The sequence below is a fragment of the uncultured Henriciella sp. genome, assembly GCF_964005855.1.
Classification (GTDB): Bacteria; Pseudomonadota; Alphaproteobacteria; order Caulobacterales; family Hyphomonadaceae; genus Henriciella.
Genome location: NZ_CAXFSW010000003.1, coordinates 103404 through 123945, shown reverse-complemented (window position 1 = coordinate 123945; position 20542 = coordinate 103404). Strand labels below are relative to the sequence as shown.

At 61.1% G+C, this 20542-nt stretch carries 21 protein-coding genes; 9 read left to right on the top strand and 12 right to left on the bottom strand.

Translation table 11 applies throughout. The features are described from left to right. Positions 1–2: 2 nt before the first annotated feature. On the bottom strand, positions 3–1265 hold the full coding sequence (locus ABNU55_RS06595; protein ID WP_290752452.1) for a SulP family inorganic anion transporter: 1263 nt from the start codon (positions 1263–1265) through the stop codon (positions 3–5). 133 nt (positions 1266–1398) lie between these two features. On the opposite strand from ABNU55_RS06595, the gene ABNU55_RS06590 reads away from it, so the two are divergent. Together ABNU55_RS06590 and ABNU55_RS06585 are read left to right on the top strand one after the other, a co-directional pair. Continuing rightward, positions 1399–2070 (top strand): nitroreductase, encoded by a 672-nt coding sequence (locus tag ABNU55_RS06590; RefSeq protein WP_290752455.1) that lies wholly within the window; start codon positions 1399–1401, stop codon positions 2068–2070. A 167-nt stretch (positions 2071–2237) separates the two neighbouring features. Beyond that, entirely contained in the window at positions 2238–2615 is a 378-nt protein-coding gene (locus tag ABNU55_RS06585) for a hypothetical protein (protein WP_290752458.1), read from the top strand. An 11-nt stretch (positions 2616–2626) separates the two neighbouring features. Here the strand turns inward: ABNU55_RS06585 and ABNU55_RS06580 are convergent, their stop codons facing one another. The 3 genes from ABNU55_RS06580 to ABNU55_RS06570 all read right to left on the bottom strand — a co-directional run bounded on the left by ABNU55_RS06580 (position 2627) and on the right by ABNU55_RS06570 (position 5120). Next, positions 2627–3763 (bottom strand): hypothetical protein, encoded by a 1137-nt coding sequence (locus ABNU55_RS06580; protein ID WP_290752461.1) that lies wholly within the window; start codon positions 3761–3763, stop codon positions 2627–2629. Between the two features lie 92 nt (positions 3764–3855). Next, positions 3856–4257, bottom strand: coding sequence for a DUF983 domain-containing protein (locus ABNU55_RS06575; protein WP_290752464.1), 402 nt, complete (start codon positions 4255–4257; stop codon positions 3856–3858). A 53-nt stretch (positions 4258–4310) separates the two neighbouring features. Beyond that, positions 4311–5120 carry a TerC family protein gene (locus ABNU55_RS06570; RefSeq protein WP_290752466.1) on the bottom strand — a complete coding sequence of 270 codons (810 nt, stop codon included), beginning with the start codon at positions 5118–5120 and terminating at the stop codon, positions 4311–4313. Positions 5121–5267: 147 nt separating this feature from the next. Between ABNU55_RS06570 and ABNU55_RS06565 the strand changes: the two genes are divergently transcribed. Beyond that, positions 5268–5945, top strand: a complete 678-nt coding sequence (locus tag ABNU55_RS06565; protein WP_290752468.1) for a nitroreductase — start codon at positions 5268–5270, stop codon at positions 5943–5945. Here the strand turns inward: ABNU55_RS06565 and ABNU55_RS06560 are convergent. Further along, the gene (locus tag ABNU55_RS06560) at positions 5942–6337 is read right to left on the bottom strand and encodes a DUF983 domain-containing protein (RefSeq protein WP_290752471.1); all 396 of its coding nucleotides are present in this window, start codon (positions 6335–6337) and stop codon (positions 5942–5944) included. The genes ABNU55_RS06565 and ABNU55_RS06560 overlap by 4 nt on opposite strands. Positions 6338–6532: 195 nt before the next feature. Here ABNU55_RS06560 and ABNU55_RS06555 point away from each other — a divergent pair, with 195 nt between their 5' ends. Then, complete coding sequence (locus ABNU55_RS06555) at positions 6533–7429, top strand: CHAD domain-containing protein (protein WP_290752474.1); 897 nt, start codon at positions 6533–6535, stop codon at positions 7427–7429. On the opposite strand, the gene ABNU55_RS06550 is transcribed toward ABNU55_RS06555, so the two are convergent. Then, a complete protein-coding gene (locus tag ABNU55_RS06550; protein ID WP_290752476.1) occupies positions 7415–8059 on the bottom strand; it encodes a squalene/phytoene synthase family protein in 645 nt (214 codons plus the stop codon). The genes ABNU55_RS06555 and ABNU55_RS06550 overlap by 15 nt on opposite strands. Positions 8060–8126: 67 nt before the next feature. Between ABNU55_RS06550 and ABNU55_RS06545 the strand changes: the two genes are divergently transcribed. The 3 genes from ABNU55_RS06545 (at position 8127) to ABNU55_RS06535 (ending at position 12520) form a co-directional block, all read left to right on the top strand. After that, complete coding sequence (locus ABNU55_RS06545) at positions 8127–8732, top strand: superoxide dismutase (protein WP_290752479.1); 606 nt, start codon at positions 8127–8129, stop codon at positions 8730–8732. A 212-nt stretch (positions 8733–8944) separates the two neighbouring features. Then, positions 8945–10477 (top strand): DEAD/DEAH box helicase, encoded by a 1533-nt coding sequence (locus ABNU55_RS06540; RefSeq protein ID WP_290752482.1) that lies wholly within the window; start codon positions 8945–8947, stop codon positions 10475–10477. Positions 10478–10588: 111 nt separating this feature from the next. Continuing rightward, the gene (locus ABNU55_RS06535) at positions 10589–12520 is read left to right on the top strand and encodes a prolyl oligopeptidase family serine peptidase (protein ID WP_348764275.1); all 1932 of its coding nucleotides are present in this window, start codon (positions 10589–10591) and stop codon (positions 12518–12520) included. A gap of 35 nt (positions 12521–12555) precedes the next feature. On the opposite strand, the gene ABNU55_RS06530 is transcribed toward ABNU55_RS06535, so the two are convergent. Beyond that, positions 12556–13989 carry a coniferyl aldehyde dehydrogenase gene (locus ABNU55_RS06530; RefSeq protein ID WP_290752488.1) on the bottom strand — a complete coding sequence of 478 codons (1434 nt, stop codon included), beginning with the start codon at positions 13987–13989 and terminating at the stop codon, positions 12556–12558. A 142-nt stretch (positions 13990–14131) separates the two neighbouring features. Between ABNU55_RS06530 and ABNU55_RS06525 the strand changes: the two genes are divergently transcribed. Then, positions 14132–14920, top strand: a complete 789-nt coding sequence (locus ABNU55_RS06525; protein ID WP_290752490.1) for an enoyl-CoA hydratase/isomerase — start codon at positions 14132–14134, stop codon at positions 14918–14920. 6 nt (positions 14921–14926) lie between these two features. Here the strand turns inward: ABNU55_RS06525 and ABNU55_RS06520 are convergent, their stop codons facing one another. The 3 genes from ABNU55_RS06520 to ABNU55_RS06510 are packed head-to-tail and all read right to left on the bottom strand — an operon-like array spanning position 14927 to position 17646. Then, the gene (locus ABNU55_RS06520; RefSeq protein ID WP_290752492.1) at positions 14927–15205 is read right to left on the bottom strand and encodes a DUF3253 domain-containing protein; all 279 of its coding nucleotides are present in this window, start codon (positions 15203–15205) and stop codon (positions 14927–14929) included. Next, complete coding sequence (locus tag ABNU55_RS06515; RefSeq protein WP_290752496.1) at positions 15199–16437, bottom strand: serine hydrolase domain-containing protein; 1239 nt, start codon at positions 16435–16437, stop codon at positions 15199–15201. The genes ABNU55_RS06520 and ABNU55_RS06515 overlap by 7 nt, the downstream gene beginning before the upstream one ends. A gap of 48 nt (positions 16438–16485) precedes the next feature. Then, the gene (locus ABNU55_RS06510; protein WP_290752499.1) at positions 16486–17646 is read right to left on the bottom strand and encodes an acyl-CoA dehydrogenase family protein; all 1161 of its coding nucleotides are present in this window, start codon (positions 17644–17646) and stop codon (positions 16486–16488) included. A gap of 129 nt (positions 17647–17775) precedes the next feature. Here ABNU55_RS06510 and ABNU55_RS06505 point away from each other — a divergent pair, with 129 nt between their 5' ends. Next, a complete protein-coding gene (locus tag ABNU55_RS06505; RefSeq protein ID WP_290752502.1) occupies positions 17776–18213 on the top strand; it encodes a PaaI family thioesterase in 438 nt (145 codons plus the stop codon). Here ABNU55_RS06505 and ABNU55_RS06500 read toward each other — a convergent pair. After that, positions 18207–19379, bottom strand: a complete 1173-nt coding sequence (locus tag ABNU55_RS06500) for an acyl-CoA dehydrogenase family protein (protein WP_290752504.1) — start codon at positions 19377–19379, stop codon at positions 18207–18209. The genes ABNU55_RS06505 and ABNU55_RS06500 overlap by 7 nt on opposite strands. A 56-nt stretch (positions 19380–19435) precedes the next feature. Next, entirely contained in the window at positions 19436–20518 is a 1083-nt protein-coding gene (locus tag ABNU55_RS06495) for an FAD-dependent oxidoreductase (RefSeq protein ID WP_290752506.1), read from the bottom strand. Between the last annotated feature and the right edge of the window lie 24 nt (positions 20519–20542).

The following is a 20542-nucleotide window of genomic DNA, read 5'->3' as shown; positions in this document are numbered from 1 at the left end:
GCCTAGTGCTCTCTTGGGGTCCAGTCGCTTTCGTCGGTGCGGCGGCTGAGACGCAGGGCAAGCCCGACCGCCACGCCCACACCAATCGCCACGGTCAGGTCCACCAGCACTGTCAGCACCATGGTCAGCATCATGAGCGCCAGATCACTCTTGCCGGCGCGGACATATTCTCCCCATTTGTGCGGCTCACTCATATTCCACGCCGTCATTGCCAGAAGGGCGGCCAGCGCCGGCATGGCGAGATAGCCCGCCAGCGGTGCTGCAACCAGCATGATCAGGAGGATCACCAGCGCATGCACAATGCCGGCGACCGGTGTCTTGCCGCCTGCGCGCACATTGGTAGCCGTCCGGGCGATGGCGCCTGTCGCGGGCAGGCCGCCAAACAGCGATGAAGCAAGGTTCGCAGCGCCCTGTGCCGTCAGCTCTGCATTCGGGCGGTGGTGACCGCCGATCATCCGGTCTGCAACCATGGCCGAAAGAAGTGATTCCACGCCTGCCAGGAAGGCGATGATAATGGCAGAGGGCAGAAGCTCGACCAGCCGGCCCCAGCTTATCTCTGGCAAGTGCGGCATGGGCAGATGGTTGGGCAGTGCACCAAACCGCGAATAGAGCGTGTCTACGGGCAAGTTCATGAACGCGACAGCTGCCGACCCAAGCCCGACCGCCACGATCAGACCGGGATATTTCGGAGCCGCCTTGCGCAGCACGATGATCAGGACAAGGGTCACAAGGGCGATAGCGAGGGCGGCGAGGCTCGCCGTTTCCCGCGCCTCCCAGAGTACAGGCAGCTTTTCGATGAAGTCAGCCGGCACATTGGATACCGTCAGCCCGAAGAAGTCGCTGATCTGGCTGGTCGCGATGATGATTGCGATGCCGATGGTAAAGCCGTTCACGACAGCTTCCGGAATGAAGGCGATGAGGCGCCCTGCCCTGAACCAGCCGGCCACCAGCAGGATGAGCCCCGCCATGAAGGTCGCAAGGACCAGGCCGTCATAGCCATGGTCGGCAATGACCCCGAAGACCACAACGATGAACGCCCCTGTCGGCCCGCCGATCTGCACGCGCGAACCGCCGAGCAGCGAAATCATGAAGCCCCCGACGATGGCCGTCACCAGCCCTTTGGCGGGGTCTGCGCCCGAGGCGATGGCAATGGCGAGGCTGAGCGGCATTGCGACCATGGCAACGGTGGCACCGGCCATCAGGTCGGACAGAAAAATCGACCAGGAATAGTCCTTTATCGTGGTCAGTATCTTGGGCTTGCGCATGGGACAGGGCCGTTAGCACGATCAGTTTGCGCCGAACACTGCGGCTGAGGCCCGCACCTTGCTCGAAAGGGGCTTCCCTTCCCCGGCGTCGGTTTCCTAAGTGTGATTTTGAAAGCCCTAATGGAGACCCAAGATGGACGTATCGCAGGCCGTGGACCAGCGCATTTCGACGCGCGCCTTTCTCGACAAGAAGATTTCAGCCGATGAGGTTCGCGACTGGCTGACCGCCGCGCAGCGCGCGCCGTCCGGCGGCAACCTCCAGCCCTGGCGGGTGATCGCCGTCGCGGGCGAGGAAAAGCAGGCCGTGATTGATCTTGCGCAGAAAAAGCTCGCTGGAAATCCGCGCGGCGAGCCGACCGACCGGCCGATCTACCCGGCCGATCTCTGGGAGCCGCACAATGCGCGCCGCTTCCGTGTCGGGGAGATGATGTATGAGAAGCTGGGCATTCCGCGCGACGACAAAGCCCAGCGAATTCAATGGTTTTCGCGCAATTTCCGGTTCTTCGATGCGCCGCTGGGTGTCTTTTTCGTGATTGATGAGCGTATGGGTCACGGCCAGTGGGCCCATACCGGCATGTTCATGCAGACCCTCGCCCTGCTGGCCGAAGAGCGCGGCTGGGGCAGCTGTTTTCAGGAGTGCTGGGGCATCCTGCGGCCGACGCTGAAACAGCATTTCGGGCTTGGCGAGACAGAGATGGTCTATTGCGGCATGTCTGTCGGCTACCCCGATCCAGACCATCCGGTGAACCAGCTTCGCGCCGAGCGCGCGGATGTCGATGAGTTCGCCGAGCTCAAGGGATTCTAGGCAGACTTTCCGGCGGGGATGCCCAGATACTGTGCGACCGGAATATCGGGCGGATTCTGTCAGAAATCACGGTGCACCGGCGGTGCATGGACGGTGTCTGGGCGGTGTTTTGAGAGGCCATCGCCTGCGAGCTTGACGGTTCTCGAAAAGCGACATATCGTTTTTCGATGAGAAACGCGCATGATTACAGCCCCGGCGATGTCGTCTCCGTCCGTTTCGGGGGCGTGTTCCGCCATTATGGCATTGTCACCTATGGCGGCCGTGTCATTTCCAACAGCCGCGCCGGCGGCGGCGTGATCAACCAGACGCTGGAAGCGTTCGCGAATGGACGCCCGGTGCGCAATCATGGCTGGCGCGAGGGAAGCGACTACCTCGCCCTTGAGCGCGCGCAAAAGCGCCTTGGCGGCGACTATCACCTCACCGGCTCGAACTGCGTCCACTTCGTGCGCCACGCCAGAAGCCGCAAACCCACCGCGACACAGATCGCACGCGGTACGTTCGAAGCGTTCCGCGACATGCTGGGCCCACCGCGTAAACGCTGGTAGCGCACCCTTCCCTATTCCGGTTGAGGTGCGCTGGCCCAGGCAATGGCAGCTTTCAGCCGCCCGACCGGCAGGACACCCTCACGGTCGGCGAAGTTCTGGAACTGGCGCAATGTCTCGCGACCGCCCGGCCGATAGACAATGCGAAGTTCGGCTTCCGGCGCCAGCGCCAGCAGATCACGCGTGCGGGCCTGGTCGAGAACGAACGCGCCCTCTGCCATGAAGTTGTTGCCGCCAGAGCGCACGGCCACCTCCATCTCCACCGGCTCCATCCCGTCGGCGCGGATCTCAACGGCATCGGCCGCCCCCGACAAGTCGACCGACAGCGTGCCGTCATCATGGGCGTAGAGCTTTCCTTGAGCCCCAAGCGCGCCTTCCGTGGTCAGCGGCACACCGACCAGCCGGCCAGTACCTCCGACCGGCGTGCGATAGGCCGAGACCGGGAATTCATCGAAATCCTCGAAAGCGAAATAGCGATAGGATGTCCATGGTCCGAATTCGGCGATACTCGTCTTCTCACCTGCGGCCGTTTTCTCTTCCAGCGTCTTCCGGCTCTTCCAGGCATAGGCAGGCTCAAGATCGGGCGAGTAACCGTTCGCCGCGCATTGCGCCTCCATCCCTTCCGCCATGTTCGCGCTCATCTCTTCAAGCTGCGGGCGGTATTTCAGGCTTTCATAGCGCGCCAGAACCTCCTGACGGATCGCCGTCATTTCAGACCGCGTGAGACTTGCGCCATCCGGGCCAACCGCGCAGGAGGCAATGGCATCTGACATGGCGCCGGGCGACGCGAGAACGCTGTCGCCATACACCTGGGCCTGCGCAACGAGGTCCCATTTGTCTTCATTGGCGTCGCGCGACAGACACCCCTGCCACTGCTCTGCCGCAACGCCCCTTACCCGTGCCTCCTCAGCGGCCACCCCGTCCGGATTATAACGCGATCTCAGCACGCCGAGCATGGCCGAGTTCAGCTGAGAAACGGCTTCGCGCTGAAGATGCGAGAAGACCTGACATTCATCGTCGACTTCGAGACCATAGCTGGTGGTCAGGAAGACAGAGAGCTGCGGATCCTGTTGCGGGCTGGTCTGAGCGATAGTCAGACAAGGCAAAGTCGCTGCCGCAGCTGCGGCGAGCAGGAAATTGAGCGATTTCATTGGTGTGTCCCCGGTATACTGTATACGTCCCAGCATGATTTAGAGCGTGAGCCGCAGCGCCGGGCAAGACAAATCGGGAAAAAACCTGCCGCCTAGCCTTTCCAGTTTTTCGGGGCTTTGCCGTGCTTGCCGGTGCTCTGCCACTGGGCCTCTTCAGCCTTGTTGGCGAGCTGCAGATTGAACAGCGTCGCCTTGAACGGGGGCAGCAGCGCAAGCGCAGCGCCGATCATGGCGCCAATCAGGACCACGAAGAGCAGAAGTTTGAGCCAGATCGCCATCTCCAGCATCGGCAGGATGAAGTAGAATGGCGCGAAAAAGATCATGATCAGGAAGCCGACGAAGAAGGCCGGGCCATCGGCGGTATCGGCGGACCTGAAGTCTTGCCCACAGACCTCACACTCATCACGAAAGACGAGATAACGCGAGAAGAGCCTGCCTTCGCCGCAGGTTGGGCAACGGCGCTTGAGTCCGCGGATGATGGGCTGCTTTGACATGGCCCTTATCTGGCGACATCACGCCGTTCGCGATAGTGCGACGCGACCGCGCATCAGCCCTGATCTGCGCCGTGGCCTGTGGCATGGGCCTCACCAGCCGGGCGTTTCTTGCGGGCGATCAGGTTCAGCACCTCGACAAAGACCGAGAAAGCCATGGCCGCATAGATATAGCCCTTGGGCACATGGACGCCGAAGCCGTCCGCGATGAGCACCATGCCGATCATCAGCAGGAAGGCGAGCGCCAGCATCACGACGGTGGGATTGGCATTGATGAAGCGTGCCAGCGGGCCGGCCGACAGCAGCATGACAAGCACCGCCACAACGACAGCCACCACCATGATCGGCAGGTGATCGGTCATCCCGACAGCGGTCAGGATGGAGTCGATCGAGAAAACCATGTCGAGCAGGATGATCTGCACAATGGCGCTGGTGAAACCCAGCCCGGCCTTGCCGCCGCTGAAGACTGTCTCGCTCGGCTCAGGATCGATATTGTGGTGAATCTCTGTCGTGGCTTTCCAGACAAGGAAAAGCCCGCCTGCGATAAGAATGATGTCGCGCCAAGAGAAAGCTGTCTCGAACGTCACCTCGCCATGTTCCCCGGGCGGTCCGGAGATGCCGAGGTCGATGACAGGCGCCGTCAAACCAACGATCCAGGCGATCCCGGCAAGGAGGACAAGGCGGAGAACAAGCGCAAGGCCGATACCGATGCGCCGGGCCGCAGGACGCTGCTTTTCCGGGAGCTTGTTGGTGAGGATGGAGATGAAGACGAGATTGTCTATGCCGAGAACAATCTCCAGCACGATCAGCGTTGCGAGAGCTGCCCAGGCTTCGGGCGTTGCAAACACAGAAAGAAAATCAGCCAATTCTATCCCCTGCTGTCACCATACAGAGTAGAAAGCCTGCGAAGCGGCACCGGGTTCCGGAAAGCGTTCTCTTGGCTGCCGCAGCGGCAGCGATCTAGCTTGCGCGCCAGACACAGAGCCGATTCCGGTGAGAGGGAGAGTTAGAACATGGATTACGAGACCGTCGTTCGCGAGCGCCGCAGCATCCGGGGCTACAAGAAGAAACCCGTCCCGAAGGCGCTAGTGCGCGAGGTGCTGGAGATCGCCATGCGGGCGCCTACCTCGCTGAATACCCAGCCCTGGAATTTCTATGTCGTCTCTGGCGAGGTGCTGGACAAGATCCGCGAGGGAAATGTGGAACGCAATGTCGCCGGCGTGCCGGACAGCCGCGAGTTCCGCATGGGGCCCGGCTATGAGGGGGTTCACCGCGAACGCCAGATCGAGATCGCCAAACAGCTCTTCGCTGTGATGGGCATCGAGCGCCACGACAAGGAAGCGCGCATGGACTGGGTGCTGCGCGGCTTTCGCCAGTTCGACGCGCCGGTTTCCATCGTGGTGACCTATGACAAGTCGATCCAGGGCAGCGACATCGCGCCGTTCGACTGTGGCGGCGTGGTCAACTGTATCGTCAATACGGCCTGGTCGAAGGGGCTTGGCTGCGTCATCAACAGCCAGGGCATCATGCAGAGCCCGGTTGTGCGCGAGCATGCGAGAATCCCGGACGATCAGGTTATCCAGACCTGTATCGCCATGGGTTGGCCAGACGATGATTTCCCGGCAAATTCCGTGGTTTCCCACCGCAAGTCCGTTGACGAGGCAGCGACCTTCCTCGGTTTCGACGACTAGTCGGGCACGGTGTCGTCATCGCTGGTATGGGACGCCCCAAGCTTCCAGATGGCCGCGATGAAGACACCCTTGGAGCGCGGCAGAAGGGCGAGACACAGACCCACCGCCAGCACGCACATGAGCGCGGTGCTGAGCCAGAGCGGCAAGGCATCGCTCATGAAGAGAAGCGCCAGAAACGGGGCAAGAAGGTGGCCGACCACGAGAAGCGTTAGCCAGGGCGGGCCGTCATCTGCGCGGATCTCGCCGATTGGCAGGCCACACGTCTCGCAGTCGTCCACGGGCTGCAGGTAACCGGCGAGCAGCCTGCCCTGCCCGCACTTCGGACAACGCAGTTTCAGCCCCCGCACCAGTGCGGCGCCGAGGGTCGGGCTGGCTTCATTCGATGACGTCATCAGGCCTTCAGTCTTTTGCTCGCGAGGCCGTCTGTTGCGCCTTTTGGGGCCCGCTGCCCATGTGTGACAGCGCCGCAGGCAGCTGAGCTGTTTTGGATATTTCGTTTCAGGCGGGGGGCGGCCAGCCGGGCGGCTCTGGAACCCTGACGCGGTCCGGCGGCTTGATTCAGCAAGCAGACAATGAGGACATGGACGATGGCATTCTCCTTCAGGCCCGGCGAGGAAAGCGCTGAAGACGGGCTGAAACGTATCGGCCGCAGCCAGATCGAATCCGGACTGGACGAATTGCGCGACGAGGAGCTTGTGCAGGCCGAAAAGGTCCATCAGGTCCGCAAGCGGTGCAAGAAGATGCGCGGCCTGCTGCGCCTCGTCCGGCCAGCTTTCGGGGCCTACAAGGCAGAGAATACCTGCTTTCGCGATGCGGCCCGGACCCTGTCCGGTGTACGCGACCGCACGGCCGTCCTTGAAACCCTTGATGAGCTTGAAGCGCATTTTGATGCCGAGCTGAAAAAAGCGGCCCTTCGCCCGCTGCGGACGAGGCTGGAGGCGGCGCACGCCAGGCTGGACGAGACGGAAGTGGAAGAAAAGCTCGCCGATATGCGGCTTGTCTTTCGCGAGGCGCTGGACCGGGTGGAAAGCTGGACGCTGGACGGCAATGGCGCCGAGGCGATCTCTAAAGGGGCGGCCAAGACCTACAAACGCGCTGTGAAAACGATGGAAGCGGCCGCCGGGTCAGGAGAGGCAGACGCGTTTCATGACTGGCGCAAGCGGACGAAATACCACTGGTACCACCTGCGACTGATGCGAAAAGCCTGGCCCGATGTGCTTGGTGCCTATGCCGATCAGGCCCATGCGCTGTCCAGCCTTCTGGGCGATCATCATGACATGGCCGTGCTGACAGAGACCGCGCGTGACCATCTTGGTGAAGAAGATGAGACGTATGAACTCCTCGCCGGACTTTGCCATACACGCATGACAATAATCGCCGACGAGGCATTGTCGCTCGGCGAGCGGCTCTTCTGTGAGGACAAGGGCGCGTTCAGGCAGCGGACCGGCGCGATCTGGGCGGCGGCCGTCTCAGATGCGGCCTGACATCACAGCCCGCAGGACGCAGAGGCGTTTGGCGAGCGGGCCCGGCGGGACGGCGCGCCTGTAGAGCTTGCGCAGGCGGAAATGGGCAAGGGCAGGCCTGATCGTGGGCTCCACACGATGCGGGGCCGGGCTTTCCGTAACCGCTTCGCCCCGGCGCCGGGCGGCAAAGACAGGGGCAAGCGTGGCTATGATCTCGTTCGCGGATGTGTCCGGATGCACGATCTGGACGGCAAGCGATGCGATCTGCGCTTCGGGTTCGAGGCTTCGGTCCCCGTCTTCGAAGGCGTTTTCGTACGCATCGACGACCGATTGCAGCTTTTCTGCCGTGACGTCTGTTTTTTCGAGAAGTTCTGCGACGGCGGCCACAACATCATGGGCGCGGGGCGGCTGGCCTGCGGCAAGTTCGTCCAGCGCGTCACGCCACCACTGAAACCGGATCGCGCCCAGAGCCGGCTCTGTCACGATCAATCTGACGCGCGCCAGCTCCCAGCAAAAGCCATAAAACGCGACGAGATGATGACGCGCCGGCAATGGCGCATAGCGCGAGGAAAGCCAGCGGTCTTCGTCGCCTGTGCGCAGCCTTCGGTCGATATTTGCCCAGATTTCAGGGCCGGGCGGGGTGGAACTCATCGTCATCTCAACCATATCTGTTGCGAGAAGCCAGAATAAAGCTGGCAGTACAGCAAGGAGTGACCCAATGGCATTTGAACTTCCCCCCCTTCCCTATTCCCGTGACGCACTGTCCCCGCATATCTCTGAAGAGACGCTGAACTACCATTATGGCAAGCACCATCAGAAATATGTCGACAACCTCAACGGCCTGATCAAGGACACGCCGCACGCCGATGCGCCGCTGGAAAAGATCATCAAGGATGCGTCCGGCGACGATTCCAAGGCGGGCCTTTTCAACAATGCCGCGCAGGTCTGGAACCACACCTTCTACTGGCATTCCATGAAGCCGGGCGGCGGCGGCAAGCCGAGCGGCACGATCGCCAAGAAGATCGACGAGGATTTCGGCTCCTATGAGGACTTTGCCAAAGAGTTCAAGGCAGCTGGCGGCGGGCAGTTCGGCTCCGGCTGGGCTTGGCTTGTCCTGAAAGACGGCAAGCTCGGTATCCGCAAGACGCCGAACGCCGAAACGCCTGTCACCGAGGACGGCGCGACCCCGCTCCTGACCATGGATGTCTGGGAGCACGCCTATTACCTCGATTACCAGAATGCGCGTCCTGACTACATGCAGGCCTTTCTGGACAATCTGATCAATTGGGACTTCGTGAACCAGAACCTCGCCGACGCGAGCTAGTTTCCGGTTCGATCCACAGTATTGGATGGCCCGTCTTCCTCAGAAGGCGGGCCATTTCTTATGCGCGGCAGCCAGACCCTTTCGCAACTGCGGAAATTCGGCTATGGCGGCGCCATATGTTCTTCCGGGCATGGAAAAGCGCCCGGTCCATAGCCGTCATACGGACGGCTCTTCACCGAGCGTATTTTACCATCCTCCCGAAAGAGACCAATTTGACCGATACAGAAAACGACATTCCGAAAACGACCTTTGCCGCACTTGGGCTGGGTCCGAAAATCCTGCAATCCATTGAAGAAGCCGGCTATGACACGCCGACGCCGATCCAGGCAAAGGCGATTCCGCAGGTCCTGCTGGGCGGCGACGTGACCGGCATTGCCCAGACCGGCACCGGCAAGACGGCGGCCTTCGTTCTGCCGATGATCCACCGGCTGGAGCGCGGGCGCGCCAGAGCGCGCATGCCGCGCACGCTGATCCTCGCGCCGACGCGTGAGCTCGCCGCGCAGGTGGCAGAGAATTTCGAGAAGTATGGCAAGAATCTGAAGCTTGAAATGGCGCTGCTGATTGGCGGCGTTTCGTTCAAGGAGCAGGAACAGAAGCTGATGCGCGGTGTCGACGTGCTGATCGCGACGCCCGGCCGCCTGATCGACCAGTTCGAGCGCGGCAAGATCCTGCTGACCGGCGTTGAAATCCTCGTCATCGACGAAGCCGACCGGATGCTCGACATGGGCTTCATTCCGGACATCGAGAAGATTTGCGCCCTGCTGCCGCCGCGCCGCCAGACGCTGCTTTTCTCTGCGACCATGCCGCCGGAGATCAACAAGCTCGCCCAGCGCTTCCAGAAGGACCCGATGAAGATCGAGGTTGCCCGTCAGGCGCAGACGGCCGAGACGATCACGCAATATGTGGTCAAGCTGTCGCGCAATGACGACAAAGCCAAGCGGACCGCGCTGCGCCGCATCATCGAAGCGCGCGATGTGAAGAACGGCATCGTCTTCTGTAACCGGAAACGCAATGTCGATATCGTGGTCAAATCGCTAAACAAACACGGCTTCGATGCCGCCGCCATTCATGGCGATCTGCCGCAGGCCTACCGGACACAGACGCTGGACCGGTTCCGCGACGGTGATTTGAAACTTCTGGTGGCGTCAGATGTGGCCGCGCGCGGTCTGGATGTGCCGGCCGTGTCCCACGTCTTCAACTATGCCCCGCCTCCCAAGGATGAGGACTATGTCCACCGCATCGGCCGCACGGGCCGCGCCGGACGCGAAGGCGAGAGTGTGACCATCGTCACGCCAGAGGACGAGAAGTCCTGGGAAGGCGTGCTGAAACTCATCGATCAGGAGGTCAAGGACCTCGAGATTCCGGGTCTGGCCGAGGAGATCGAAAACCTTCCGGAAGACACAGGCGGGCGTGGACGCGGCCGGGGCCGTGGCCGCAGCAACTCAGGCCGTGACAGCGATGGACGCAGTGGGGGACGCTCACGCGGCGGCCGCTCACGCAGCCGGAATGAGAGCGTCGAAGACACCTCCGACAAGAAGAGCGAAGCGCCGGCAAAGGCGAAGACGAAGGATGACACCAAGCCGGAGTCCAAGCCGAAGCCGTCACGCGGCAATCAGGATGAGAGCAAACCGAAATCCGGCCGCCGCTCCGGCTCAAAGGGCAAGTCCCGCAAGGACGACCTCCAGCCCGCCGCCGACGGCGTGCGCGGTTTCGGCAATGACGTTCCGGATTTCCTGAAGCGATAAAAGTTTCCCTCCACCTAAGGTTTCCTGTTGCAAGCCAGCAAGAGGGGACCTAGGAAAGCGACCTCAGGGCACGTTAACTTGAGGGGCTTGAGGGCGTTGATCTGTAAACTGATGATGTCAGTGCTTGCTGCAGCAAGCATCGCATATGCGAGCCACGCACAAAGAATTCAGCCGCCGGTTGAGACGTACGGACGCCTACCAAGCGTGATTGATGCGGAGATCTCGCCGGACGGAACAAAGGTCGCATTTCTCAAACAAATCGGGGACGGACGGGAAGTCCAAGTCTACGATTTGGCAAACAGAACCTACACACACAGATTTGACGCAAGTCATCTTGAGACCAGAAACATTGAATTTGGTGACAGTGACCACGTCCTTCTTTTCGCGTCAGCGGCGGCGGGGCCAAAGCGGTCCTGGAACCGGCGCGCTGAACTGGACGCGGTCATCGCGCTGAGTCTCAAGACCGAGAGGACGATCGGTCTTCTGTCTCGTGAAGATCGCATACTTCCCTATCAGCTTGATCTTGGGGATATTGTCGGACGTCTCGATAATGGGCAGCTGCTTATCCCCGCCTATGTCGGCAACAAGGGCGGCGCGATACGGCGCAACCTGCTGCGCGCCGACCCGGATTCCGGGCGTGGCTTCACGCATGGGACTGGAGAATTCGACACACAGGAGTGGTATGTCGACCGTTCAGGCAGTCCGCTCGTTCGTGAGAAATACGACTTCAAGACCCACGACTTCGCGCTGGAAGTTCATCAGAATGGAAAATGGAAGAGCTTCTATTCCGAACGCGGCGCTGTGGAATATCCGCTGCTAACGGAGGCCGTTACCGAGAATGGGGACGGTCTTTACTTCCGTGATTATCTGGAAAGGGCAGGCAGCTACGGTGATCTGTCGGTCATTCGATTTGACGGAAGTATCGAACGCGGTCTGCCAGGCGATATTGACCATATCCTGACAGACAAAAACCGACACGCGCTGGCTTTCCAATATGCGGGCGCTTCACCGACCTATCGTTTTGTCGATGACACGCTAGGCGAGAACTACGGGACAGTGCGGACAAATCTTCCCGGTGCAACGATACTCATCTCCTCCTGGTCAGAGGACCGAACGCGCGTTCTCTATCGCGTCTTTGATGGCACTCAGGTGGATTATCTGATGCTTTACGACAGCGAGACGGGAAAAGCGCTCAGGCTGGCCTCAGTGCGTGAGGACATTCCTGCAGAGGCGGTGGGGCGCGTCTACACTGTAAACTACCCGGCGGCAGACGGAACACAGCTCTCTGCGACCTTGACACTGCCGCCCGGCAAACCCCTTGAGGCAGGTCTAAAACTGCCAATGATCGTGCAGCCGTTTGTAAGCGTCCTTGCTACGGACCATCAGGATTTCAACTGGCTCGGCCAGTTCTTCGCCAGCCGCGGCTATGTAGTCATGCAGCCAAGCATGCGCGGCAAGAGCATCTTCGGCGGCGCTTACATATCCGAGGAGGACGAAGACAGCCGGCAGGTCCAGCTTGAGGATATCGAAGCGGGCGTCCGGGCCATGGTTGCTGACGGCATCGCCGATCCAGAACGCATTTGCGCCGTCGGGCTATCGGATGGCGGCTTCACCGCACTCATGAGTGTGGCTGCTTACCCCGACCTTTTTGCGTGTGCGGCCTCTTATGGCGCTGTGACCAATCTCGCCACACTGCTTCAGGACTATCAGAACCGTTATTTGGATGATCAGATAAATGCGGGTTGGCAACGACTTATAGGCTCGACTGACCGGCACGTTCTTGAGGCAGCTTCGCCTATGGGTAATCTGGATTCCATCGACGCGCCTCTCCTTCTCATTCACGGAGATGAGGATCTTACAGTGCCGCCCTCCCAAAGCAGGCGTATGACACAGGCGCTAGAGACTGCAGACAAGGCGGTGGAGCTGATCATCCTCGACAAGGGAGACCACTGGCTATCGGAGAGCGAAACGCGGCTCGCTGCGTTGAAAGCGTTTTCGCGTTTTGTCGACAGGCATATCGGTGCTGGACAGCCCGCGCCCTGAAACCAGGGCGCGGGTTAACAAGTTTCCGACCGCCTCTATTTCTTCAGGCGGCCTGAGACGAGCTTGCGGTATTTTTCGCCATAGGGTGGACGGGCAACAGCCATGAGGTCGGCGCCGACCTGGGTGTAGACCGATTTGCGGTGGCTGAATTCGCGGAAGCCATCGACGCCGTGATAGCTGCCCATGCCGGACGGGCCGACACCGCCAAACGGCAGGTCTTCCTGAGCGACATGGAAAATGACGTCGTTGACGGTGACGCCGCCAGAGGTCGTGTTGTTGAGCACATGCTCACGCTCATCGGCGTCCTGGCCGAAATAATAGAGACCGAGCGGGCGGGGGTGGGCGTTGATATAGTCGACGGCCTCCTGGGTGGAGCCATAGGATTTGATAGGCAGGATGGGGCCGAAAATCTCATCCTGCATGACCTTCATGTCGTCGGTCGGGTCGACGATGATGGTGGGCGCGATCTTGTGATGGGGCTGCTGGCTAAGGTCTTCGTCCTTGGGGTTAAGGTCGATCACCTCGGCGCCCTTCGCACGCGCGTCGTCCAGATAACCATTGAGGCGTTCAAAATGGCGCTGATTGATGACGGAGGTATAGTCGTCATTGTCCTTCACGCCGCTCGGGAACATGGTTTCGACCGACTTGGTGGCCGCCTGGATGAAGTCCTTCGTCTTGTCCCTGGGCACAAAGGCGTAATCCGGCGCGAGACAGATCTGGCCCGCGTTCAGTGTCTTGCCGGCCATGATGCGGTTGGCCGCCTTTTCGAGGTCTGCCGATTCGCCAAGGATGACGGGCGACTTGCCGCCAAGCTCCAGCGTCAGGGGGACGAGATTGTCCGCGGCAGCACGCATGACGTGATAAGCAATCGAGGTCGCGCCGGTGAAGAGAAGGTGATCAAAGGCGAGCTTGGAGAAGGCCGCGCCCACATCCGGCCCGCCGGTGACGACGGCGACTTCCTCTTCGGAATAATATTCAGCGAAGAGCTTCTTCATCAGCTCAGACGTCTGCTCGGTGAATTCCGACGGCTTGATCATGGTGCGGTTGCCGGCCGCAAAGACGCCTGCCAGCGGGGTGAAGGTGAGATTGACCGGGAAGTTCCAGGGACTGATCACGCCAATCACGCCCTTTGGCTGATAGTGGATGCGGGCCTTGGCGCCGAACAGGCCGAGCGGGAAATCAGTGGAGCGCTTCTCCGGCTTCATCCATTTCTTCACATGCTTTTTCGCGTGCTTCAGCGCGCCGATGGAGCCTGCAATGTCTGTGAAGTTCGACTGATCCTTGGAGCGGTGTCCGAAATCCTCGCGCATCGCCTCATTGAGGGCGTCGCCATGCGTGGCGAGGAGGTCAATCGAGCGGTCGAGCCAGTCGATCCGCTTTTCGACCGACGGGATGCCGTCGCGCAGATGCGCGGCTTTCTGTTTTGCGAGGATCGTTCCGAGTTCGCCTGCGCCGCCTTCTAGTGCCATGATAGCCTGCTCCTGATTTCCAGCTTTGGCTTCAGTGTACTGGAATTGCGCGTCTTTCCAAAGATTGCCCCGGCGTCACGGTTTTGGAGCCCCTGAGAGCGCGCTACAGTCGGCGTCAAATCTAACAAGAGGAAGAGCTGCGATGAGCTTTCAGAAGATCACCTACGAGGTCCAGGACGATATCGCGATCATCGCGTTCAACGATCCGAAGACCATGAATGCTGCCGGGGTCGACACGGTGGATGAGATGAGCCTCGCGCTCGAAAAGGCAGGCGATGAAGCCCGCTGCACGATCATCACCGGCAATGGCCGGGGCTTCTGCTCCGGCGCGAATTTGTCGGGCAATATGGGCGGCGGCAAATCCGAGCGCAAACCCGATGCAGGCCGTGAGCTCGACCGGCTCTACAATCCGTTTATCAAGGCGATCCGGACCCATCCGCATCCGGTCATCACTGCGGTGAATGGCGCTGCGGCAGGTGTCGGCTGCTCCATCGCTCTGGCGGGTGATTTCATTGTGGCCGCCGAAAGCGCCTATTTCCTTCAGGCATTCCGCCGCATCGGCCTGGTGCCGGATGGCGGATCGACCTATCTGCTGACCCGCGCGATCGGCCGGGCCCGCGCGATGGAAATGACGCTGTTCGGTGAGAAGATCCCAGCCGCGCAAGCTCTGGACTGGGGCCTCGTCAACCGCGTCGTGGCCGATGACCAGCTGCTGGATGAAGCAAAAGCCTACGCGAAGAAACTGGCCGACGGACCGACGACCGCGCTGTCGCTGATCCGCGATCTTGTCTGGCAGGCGGAAGACAATGACTTCGACAACCAGCTGCAGGCAGAGCGTTTTGCCCAGCGCACGGCTGGCCGCTCGCCGGACTTTGCCGAAGGCGTGAAGGCCTTCCTCGAGAAGCGCCCGGCTGACTTCAAGAAGGTCTAGGCCAGCCTATTCCGTATCCGGAAGACCGAGCCGGTAGACACCCTTGAAATCATGGGGGTCTACCGGCTTTCCCTTTCTGTAGATCGCAATTTGACCGGCATCGGCGAGCTTGACCGCGCGGACACGGATTTCGCCCATCAGCTGCTGCCAGTTCTCTTTCCGCTTGGCGCGGGCCACTTCGGACGGGCAGACCGTCTTGTCTGCGCCGCGTTCCTCCGTGAGCTCAAGGATCAGCTCATCCAGGCTGGCCTTCTGCCGGCGTCTGGCGTCTTCCTCGCTCACCATTCTATCGCGGCATAGGCGAGCTGCTGGAATTGCGGGCGCAGCGGATAACAGCCGGACGGGATCATCTGTGTCGCCTGGATGGCAATCATCTCTTCCTCATAGTCGATCCAGAAGAAGGTGTTGGCGAGTCCGCCCCAGCTGAACGTGCCGACAGAGCCCGGCTGAATCGTATCGGCGACGTTGACGATCGTGCTGCCGCCAAGGCCGAAGCCATTGCCTTCCATCCGCGCCTCGGAAAAGGTCTTGTCGCCCATCTGGCGGATGGTGCGGTTTTCCGGCAGATGGTTGAGCCGCATGAACTCAACCGTCTTGGGACTGAGCAGGCGTGTGCCGTTGAGCGCGCCGCCATGCAGCAGCATCAGACAGAAATTATGATAGTCCCGCAGCGTCGAGACCAGACCGCCGCCAGCATTGAGAAGCGGCGGCTGGGCGCGATACGCCTTCGACTCCGCGCCCTTGCCATCGCTTTGCGAAACCTTTCCCGTCTCAGGATCGCGCGAATAGCAGGCCATCAGGCGCGGGAGCTTTTCCTCCGGCACAAAGAAATCGGTATCCACCATATTCAGCGGACCGAATATCCGTTCACGGAAGAACTGATCCAGAGACTGCCCGGAGGCAACTTCAACGATGCGGCCGAGGACATCCGTCGAATGGCTGTAATTCCAGCGCGTCCCCGGTGAGAAGAGAAGCGGCAGCTTTGCCAGACGCTTGCACATTTCTTCCAGCGTTTCGTCGGGGCGGCCGATTTTCTCACGCCGGTAGAGGGCATCGACCTCATGCTGCATGAGGAAGCCATAGGTGAGGCCCGAAGTGTGCGTGAAGAGGTCACGCACCTCCATCGGCCGCAGCGGCTTGCGGGTCTCATAATTGTCCAGCGTGCCTTTGACCCACATCTCCGTATCCGCAAATTCCGGGATGTAGTGATGCACGGGATGATCGAGCCGCAGCTTCGATTCCTCAAACAGCATCATTGCGGCAACCGACGTGATCGGCTTGGTCATGGAATAGATGCGGAAGATCGTGTCCGGCCCGATCGGATCTCCGCCGCCAAGTTCATCCCGCCCGCGATAGGCTTCATGCACGATCTGCCCGTTACGGGAGACGAGCGTCGCCATACAGGGCAGCTTGCCGGTGTCGAGATAGTTGTCGGCGAAGAATTCCGGAATCCGGTTCAGCCGCTCTTCATTGAGCCCGACATCGGACGCTTGGATCCCGTCTTCATTTGGTGTCATATGCGTTTCAATCCTCTTTGGCCGGGCGACGGCCTTGTCTTTGAAAATCTAGAGCTGGTCGGCCTTGGCCGCCTTCATGAGTTCGCGCGCGATCACGATCTGCTGGATCTGCGAGGTGCCCTCATAGAGACGGAAGAGGCGCACATCGCGGTAGAAGCGCTCAATACCGTAATCGGTGATGTAGCCTGCCCCGCCGAACACCTGCACGGCGCGGTCAGCGACCCGCCCCGTTGCCTCACAGGCAAAGAGCTTGGTCGAGGAGGCCAGCATGGTGACGTTCTCCCCGGCATCGCGGCGGCGGGCCGCGTCGAGGATCATCGAGCGGGCGGCATAGGTTTCGGCCTGGCTGTCGGCCATCATCGCCTGGATGAGCTGATGCTGGGCAATCGGCTTGCCGAACTGCTCACGCTCCATCGCATAATTGACCATTTCCTTGATCAGGCGCTCGGAGGCGCCCGTCGACACGGCGGAAATGTGAAGGCGGCCCTTGTCCAGCACGCTCATCGCGACCTTGAAGCCCTCGCCCTCCTTGCCGATCATGTTCTCAGCAGGGACCTTCACGTCTTCAAAGATGACGTCGCAGGCATGTGCGCCCTGCTGGCCCATCTTCTTTTCCGGCTTGCCGACCGTGATGCCGGGCGTGTCGCGATCAACGATGAACGCAGAGACGCCCTTGGCGCCGGGCGTGTCCGGGTCTGTCCGCGCCATGACGGTGAAGACCTGCGCCTTGTTGGCATTGGTGATGTAACGTTTGGCGCCGTTGAGAACGTAATGATCGCCGTCGCGGATCGCCTTGGTGCGCAGGCTGGCTGCGTCGGACCCGGCTTCCGGCTCTGTCAGGGCGAAGCTGGAAATATACTCCCCCGCCGCGATGCCCGGCAGCCATTTCTGTTTCTGCTCCTCTGTACCGAAGAGGACGAGCGCCTGGCTGCCGATACCGATATTCGTGCCGGCGACTGAGCGGAAGGCCGGCGATGTGCGGCCAAGCTCCAGCGCGACGAGGCATTCGGTCTCCATGTCGAGGCCGAGACCGCCATATTCTTCCGGCACAGCCAGACCGAACAGGCCAAGCTGTTTCATCTCATCCACGACATCCTGTGGGACTTCATCGGTCTCTGCGACCTGGCCCTCAATCGGGATGCATTTCTCATTCACGAAGCGGCGCACCTGATCGATCAGCGCCTGGCGGATTTCGGCGTCAAAGGCCATGTTTCTTCTCCCGTCCGGTTTCCTGTTCAACATATGCTTTGAGGGGCAATCTGTCGAAGGGCAAGGGGCGTGTCCCTTGGCAGCAGCGCACGCCAGTGTTTAGGAGGGGGAAAAGAGACGGAGGAAAACATGGTTGCAGGCGAAGTGTGCGAAAGCGGTGAGTTCAAGGGCTGGTCAACCTGGCCGGATGAGCCGTTCGAGCACGATACGGCAGGTCCGTTCTATTTCCGTGTCGATGAGAAGGGCCCCGTGGCCGCCTTCCGCGCCGCACGCAAGCATATGAACAAGGGCGGCGTCGTGCATGGCGGCTGCCTGATGGCCTTCGCCGACTTTTCCCTGTTCGCCATCGCCCATGAACAGCTTGAGGGCGAATATGGCGTCACCGTCGCCTTCAATTCCGAATTCCTCTCCGGCCCGGCCGAAGGCGCCTATATCGAGGCGCGCGGCGAGGTGCTGCGCTCTGGCCGCAACCTCACCTTTGTGCGCGGGCTAATCACAGGCGACGGCAAGGCGTGCCTGAATTTCTCAGGCACGATCATGCGCAGGCCGCTGAAGAAAGATCAGTAGCTTTTCGGCAGGCCGAGCACGCGTTCGGAGATGAAGTTCAGGATCATCTCACGGCTGACCGGCGCAATGCGGGCGAGCATGGCTTCGCGCATGTAGCGCTCGACATGATACTCCTTGGCATAGCCCATGCCGCCATGGCTGAGCACCGAGGTCTCGCACGCCTTGAAGCCGGCTTCGGTGCCAAGCAGCTTGGCCGCGTTTGCCTCAGCGCCGCAGTCGACACCCTGATCGTAAAGACCGGCGGCCTTGTAGGCGAGAAGTTCAGCGGCTTTCAGCTCTGCCCAGCGCATGGCGAGCGGGTGCTGGATGCCCTGATTCTGGCCGATGGGCCGGCCGAAGACGACGCGTTCCTTGGCATAGGTGGTCGCACGTTCCAGCGCCGCGAAGCCGAGACCGATCGATTCGACAGCGAAGAGAACGCGTTCCGGATTGAGGCCCTGAATGAGGTATTTGAAGCCCTGCCCTTCTTCACCGATCAGATGCTCCTTGGGTACTTCGAGGCCATCGATATAGAGCATGTTACTCTCGACGGCCTTGCGCCCCATCTTCGGGATCGGCTTGGCGTCGATCTTGTCACGATTGAAATCGGTATAGAAAAGCGACAGGCCGAGATAGGGTTTGGAGGCCTTATCCTTGGGCGTTGTGCGGGCAATGATGAGGATCTTGTCGGCGCGCTGGGCGCCGGTCGTCCAGATCTTGCGGCCATTGATCGTATAGCCGGAATTGGTGCGCTCTGCCTTCGTCTCCAGACTGGAGGTGTCGAGGCCCGAATTGGGCTCTGTCACGGCAAAACACATCTTCTCCTCACCGGAGATGATGCGGGGCAGGTTTTCCTGCTTCTGTTCGGTCGTGCCGAATTTTTCCAGCGGCTTGGGACCGAAAATATTGAGGTGGATGGCCGAGGCGCCCGAGAAGCCGGCGCCAGAGCGCGTCACGGCCTGCATGACAATGGCCGCTTCGGTGAGGCCGAGGCCCGCGCCGCCATATTCTTCGGGAAAGGCAACGCCGAGCCAGCCGCCAGCCGCCATGGCATCGCAGAATTCTTCAGGCCAGTCGCCGGTCTCGTCGGTCTTTGCCCAATAGTCTTCGCCGAACTGGCTCGCCGTCTTCTCGACGGCGTCCTTGATGGCAAGCTGGTCTTCCGTCATCTCACCGATGGAATGCATGTTTTTTCCTCCTCGAACCGGCCTTTCTAATCACGGCGCGGCGCCTGAAACCAGTGTCACGCGCTCTCGCCGGGCACCTGCCGTGGCGCGAACTGCGTATACGTGTCCGGCAAAGTAAGGCCCTCGACCTGATCGGCAATCAGCCGCGCCGTCGCAGGCGCCAGCAGCACCCCGTTCCGGTAGTGCGCGGTCGCGATGAATTCAGTCTCGCCGCAGCGGCCGACCAGGGGCCGGTGGCCGTCTGCCTGCGGGCGCAGGCCAGCCCAGTGCTCGACAAGATCGGCCTGCCTCAGCGCGGGAAGGACGGCGGCGGCCTCTTCAAACAGCGTGCGGGCGACGGCCGGATCTACACCGGCACCGGAATAGTCTGGTTCGCTGGTCGCGCCGACAATGAGGCGGTCCGCCTTGGGCACGATGTAGCGGGGACCGAACCGCAGGACATTACGGGGCAGCCCGGCGACCGGCGAGAGGGCGATGGCCTGTCCCTTGACCTGTTTCATCACGCCGCTCTCGGCCGCGCCGCGGGCCCAGATGATCGTCTCGAAAGCCTGGCCCGCATGCGCTTCCATCTCATAGCGCGTGGAGACGGCTTGTGGGAGCACCCTGCCCTGCCCCTCAAACAGCCGACGCAGCGCGCTGATGACGCGGCGGTTGTCGACCTGATGGTCCTGCGCCAGCAGCAAGCCGCCGCGCAGGCCTGGCGCCAGACCGAAATTGAATTCAAGCGCTGCAGGCGAGAGGGGTCTGGCCGGATGCCCCATCTCATCAAGGTGGCCTCGCAGCGAGGTGAGACGGTCTTCTTCTTCAGCTGTGCGGGCGAGCGCAAGCGTGGCTTTCGATGAATAGCCCAGCGGTACGCCTGTTTCGGCCTCAATGCGCGCTGCGAATTCTTTCCAGAGGGCCGCGCTGTCGAAACAGAACGCGCCAAAGGCCTGATCCGGCGCGCCGGGCTGCAGCATCAGCTCATAGGCGGGGGCGATCATGCCGGCGGCGGCCCAGCCGGTGGACTTCTGCGGGGGGGCCGGGTCGAAAAGCGTGACGTCATGACCGCGCGAGGCGAGTTCGAACGCGCAGGCAAGACCGATAAGGCCTGCACCGGCGACCGCGATGGTCTGGGCTCGTGATGTCTGCGCCGTCATTCAAGCTTCTTAGGCAGGGCTGGC

What these genes read in the sequence shown, in the direction of transcription:
- ABNU55_RS06595 (WP_290752452.1), bottom strand. Translation starts at nt 1,265, where the DNA reads ATGCGCAAGCCCAAGATACTGACCACGATAAAGGACTATTCCTGGTCG.
- ABNU55_RS06590 (WP_290752455.1), top strand. Translation starts at nt 1,399, where the DNA reads ATGGACGTATCGCAGGCCGTGGACCAGCGCATTTCGACGCGCGCCTTT.
- ABNU55_RS06585 (WP_290752458.1), top strand. Translation starts at nt 2,238, where the DNA reads ATGAGAAACGCGCATGATTACAGCCCCGGCGATGTCGTCTCCGTCCGT.
- ABNU55_RS06580 (WP_290752461.1), bottom strand. Translation starts at nt 3,763, where the DNA reads ATGAAATCGCTCAATTTCCTGCTCGCCGCAGCTGCGGCAGCGACTTTG.
- ABNU55_RS06575 (WP_290752464.1), bottom strand. Translation starts at nt 4,257, where the DNA reads ATGTCAAAGCAGCCCATCATCCGCGGACTCAAGCGCCGTTGCCCAACC.
- ABNU55_RS06565 (WP_290752468.1), top strand. Translation starts at nt 5,268, where the DNA reads ATGGATTACGAGACCGTCGTTCGCGAGCGCCGCAGCATCCGGGGCTAC.
- ABNU55_RS06560 (WP_290752471.1), bottom strand. Translation starts at nt 6,337, where the DNA reads ATGACGTCATCGAATGAAGCCAGCCCGACCCTCGGCGCCGCACTGGTG.
- ABNU55_RS06555 (WP_290752474.1), top strand. Translation starts at nt 6,533, where the DNA reads ATGGCATTCTCCTTCAGGCCCGGCGAGGAAAGCGCTGAAGACGGGCTG.
- ABNU55_RS06550 (WP_290752476.1), bottom strand. Translation starts at nt 8,059, where the DNA reads ATGAGTTCCACCCCGCCCGGCCCTGAAATCTGGGCAAATATCGACCGA.
- ABNU55_RS06545 (WP_290752479.1), top strand. Translation starts at nt 8,127, where the DNA reads ATGGCATTTGAACTTCCCCCCCTTCCCTATTCCCGTGACGCACTGTCC.
- ABNU55_RS06535 (WP_348764275.1), top strand. Translation starts at nt 10,589, where the DNA reads ATGATGTCAGTGCTTGCTGCAGCAAGCATCGCATATGCGAGCCACGCA.
- ABNU55_RS06530 (WP_290752488.1), bottom strand. Translation starts at nt 13,989, where the DNA reads ATGGCACTAGAAGGCGGCGCAGGCGAACTCGGAACGATCCTCGCAAAA.
- ABNU55_RS06525 (WP_290752490.1), top strand. Translation starts at nt 14,132, where the DNA reads ATGAGCTTTCAGAAGATCACCTACGAGGTCCAGGACGATATCGCGATC.
- ABNU55_RS06520 (WP_290752492.1), bottom strand. Translation starts at nt 15,205, where the DNA reads ATGGTGAGCGAGGAAGACGCCAGACGCCGGCAGAAGGCCAGCCTGGAT.
- ABNU55_RS06515 (WP_290752496.1), bottom strand. Translation starts at nt 16,437, where the DNA reads ATGACACCAAATGAAGACGGGATCCAAGCGTCCGATGTCGGGCTCAAT.
- ABNU55_RS06510 (WP_290752499.1), bottom strand. Translation starts at nt 17,646, where the DNA reads ATGGCCTTTGACGCCGAAATCCGCCAGGCGCTGATCGATCAGGTGCGC.
- ABNU55_RS06505 (WP_290752502.1), top strand. Translation starts at nt 17,776, where the DNA reads ATGGTTGCAGGCGAAGTGTGCGAAAGCGGTGAGTTCAAGGGCTGGTCA.
- ABNU55_RS06500 (WP_290752504.1), bottom strand. Translation starts at nt 19,379, where the DNA reads ATGCATTCCATCGGTGAGATGACGGAAGACCAGCTTGCCATCAAGGAC.
- ABNU55_RS06495 (WP_290752506.1), bottom strand. Translation starts at nt 20,518, where the DNA reads ATGACGGCGCAGACATCACGAGCCCAGACCATCGCGGTCGCCGGTGCA.